Source organism: Spirosoma endophyticum (assembly GCF_900112365.1).
GTDB classification, from domain to species: domain Bacteria; phylum Bacteroidota; class Bacteroidia; order Cytophagales; family Spirosomataceae; genus Spirosoma; species Spirosoma endophyticum.
In genome coordinates, this window is the sequence record NZ_FOLQ01000068.1 from 1 (window position 1) to 3,002 (window position 3,002).

The 3,002-nt window shown below is 53.5% G+C and carries 1 rRNA gene; it reads left to right on the forward strand.

The features are described from left to right. Positions 1-114: 114 nt before the first annotated feature. A 23S ribosomal RNA gene (locus tag BM202_RS36400) occupies positions 115-2,948 on the forward strand. Positions 2,949-3,002: the final 54 nt, after the last annotated feature.

The following is a 3,002-nucleotide window of genomic DNA, read 5'->3' on the forward strand; positions in this document are numbered from 1 at the left end:
ATGTTCTTTGACCTACAGGGAGAGACTGACTCATTATCGCAAGATGGTGGGTCAAGAGAACGGGTTTGCTTTAGAGCAAACTGTTTTAAGATAGGTATCGAGTAGACGTGTGGTCAACACACAGCAAAAGGGCGTCTGGGGGATGCCTAAGGCTTCTGATGGCGAGGAAGGACGTGGCAAGCGACGAAACATGACGGGGACCCGCTGGCAGGGGCTGATCCGTTGGTATCCGAATGGGGCAACCCGGTGGTTTGAAGAACCATCACCTAGCAATAGGGGCAAACGCGGAGAACTGAAACATCTAAGTACCCGCAGGAAGAGAAAACAATTGTGATTCCGTCAGTAGTGGCGAGCGAACGCGGAACAGCCCAAACCCATCACGTTACGGCGTGGCGGGGGTAGTAGGACCTGACATAAAGTTAGAAAGCGAACGGAAAGTCTTTGGGAAAAGACACCACAGAGGGTGAGAGTCCCGTACCGGTCAGTGGACTAATGGGTTGGGATTCCTGAGTAGGGGGGAACCGGAGAAATTCCCTCTGAATCGGCCGGCACCATCCGGTAAGGCTAAATACAATCAGAAGACCGATAGCGCAGAGTACCGTGAGGGAAAGGTGAAAAGTACGGGGAGTACCCGGGTGAAATAGATCCTGAAACCAGGCGCTTACAAGCGGTTGGAGCTACCAGCGTGTAGTGACAGCGTGCCTTTTGCATAATGAGCCTACGAGTAACCGTCACTGGCAAGGTTAATTGACTTGAGTCAAGCAGCCGAAGCGAAAGCGAGTCTGAACAGGGCGTCCTGAGTCAGTGGGGGTTGACGCGAAACTTGGTGATCTATCCCTGGCCAGGCTGAAGGGGTGGTAACACACCGTGGAGGGCCGAACCGATAAGCGTTGAAAAGCTTCCGGATGAGCTGGGGATAGGGGTGAAAGGCCAATCAAACTGAGAAATAGCTCGTACTCTCCGAAATGTTTTTAGGAACAGCGTTACGTGTTACTGTCTGTGAGGTAGAGCGACCAACAGGATGCGGGGGAGTCACATCCTACCAACTTCTGATGAACTCCGAATGCGCAGAGAGGTGCGTGGCAGTGAGGGCTTGGGTGCTAAGGTCCAAGTCCGAGAGGGGAACAACCCAGACCATCATCTAAGGTCCCTAAGTGTGTGCTAAGTTGAACAAAGGCGGTCCGGCTGCTGAGACAGCCAGGAGGTTAGCTTGGAAGCAGCTATTCCTTTAAAGAGTGCGTAACAGCTCACTGGTCGAGCGGGGCGGGCGTCGATAATAAACGGGCATCAAGCACATCACCGAAGATATGGACAGTTAGTTAGACTAACTTGTGGTAGGAGAGCATTCTGTGGGGGGTGAAGTTGCAGCGTGAGCTGTGGTGGACCGCATAGAAAAGCAAATGTAGGCATAAGTAACGAGAATGAGGATGAGAACTCCTCACACCGAAAAGCTAAGGTTTCCTCCGCGATGGCAGTCATCGGAGGGTTAGTCGGGGTCTAAGGAGCAGGCGAAGGCCGGGCTTTGAGGGGGAGTGGGTTAATATTCCCACACTATCTATGCAGGGGTGCTCATGACGGAGTGCTAGAGATACTACGTCCTGACGGAATAGGGCGTTGAGCGGAGGCTTCGGCTGAAGCGAAGTGTTGACGGGGCTTCCAAGAAAAGTGAGTAGCCGTTAAGCGTATGGATACCCGTACCGTAAACCGACACAGGTAGCTGGGAAGAATATTCTAAGGTGCGCGAAAGAATCATGGTTAAGGAACTCGGCAAGATTACCCTGTAACTTCGGGATAAGGGGGGCCGTCTGGCAACAGCGGCTGCAGAGAAGAGGCCCAGGCGACTGTTTACCAAAAACACAGGACTCTGCCAAAATGAAAGTTGACGCATAGGGTCTGACACCTGCCCGGTGCTGGAAGGTTAAGGGGGGAGCTTAGGGGTAACTCGAAGGTTTGAACTGAAGCCCCAGTAAACGGCGGCCGTAACTATAACGGTCCTAAGGTAGCGAAATTCCTTGTCGGGTAAGTTCCGACCTGCACGAATGGTGTAACGATCTGGGCACTGTCTCAACCATGAGTTCGGTGAAATTGTAGTAGCGGTGAAGATGCCGCTTACCCGCCACGGGACGGAAAGACCCCGTGCACCTTTACTACAGCTTAACATTGAGTACCGGTCAGTCATGTGTAGGATAGGCGGGAGATTGCGAAGCGGTGTCGCCAGGCATCGTGGAATCAACCTTGAAATACCGCCCTTGGCTTACTGGTGTTCTAACGAGGGAACTCGGACCGTGTTTGGTGGGTAGTTTGACTGGGGTGGTCACCTCCGAAAGGGTAACGGAGGTTTCCCAAGGTTTGCTCATGCCGGACGGTAATCGGCAGGGGAGTGCAATAGCAGAAGCAAGCTTGACAGTGAGGCCTACAAGCCGATCTGGTGCGAAAGCAGGGTATAGTGATCCGGTGGTTCCGCATGGAAGGGCCATCGCTCAAAGGATAAAAGGTACGCCGGGGATAACAGGCTGATCTCCCCCAAGAGCTCACATCGACGGGGAGGTTTGGCACCTCGATGTCGGCTCGTCACATCCTGGGGCTGGAGAAGGTTCCAAGGGTTCGGCTGTTCGCCGATTAAAGTGGCACGCGAGCTGGGTTCAGAACGTCGTGAGACAGTTCGGTCCCTATCTGTGGTGGGCGTGGGAATACTGACGGGATCTGTCCTTAGTACGAGAGGACCGGGATGGACTCACCGCTGGCAAATCGGTTGTTTGGCCGCAGGCACGGCCGAGTAGCTACGTGGGGATCAGATAAGCGCTGAAAGCATCTAAGTGCGAAACTGGCCTGAAGATGAGTGTTCCGGTATAAAGGGGTGTTGTAGACGACGACGTTGATAGGCGGCAGGTGTAAGTGTGGAGACGCATTAAGCCGAGCCGTACTAATGGCCCCGGACGTGTGTTGAGTAGATAGTTTTACAGGATCGATACCTGGACGAAGATAGTAAGCACAAGGGCCGG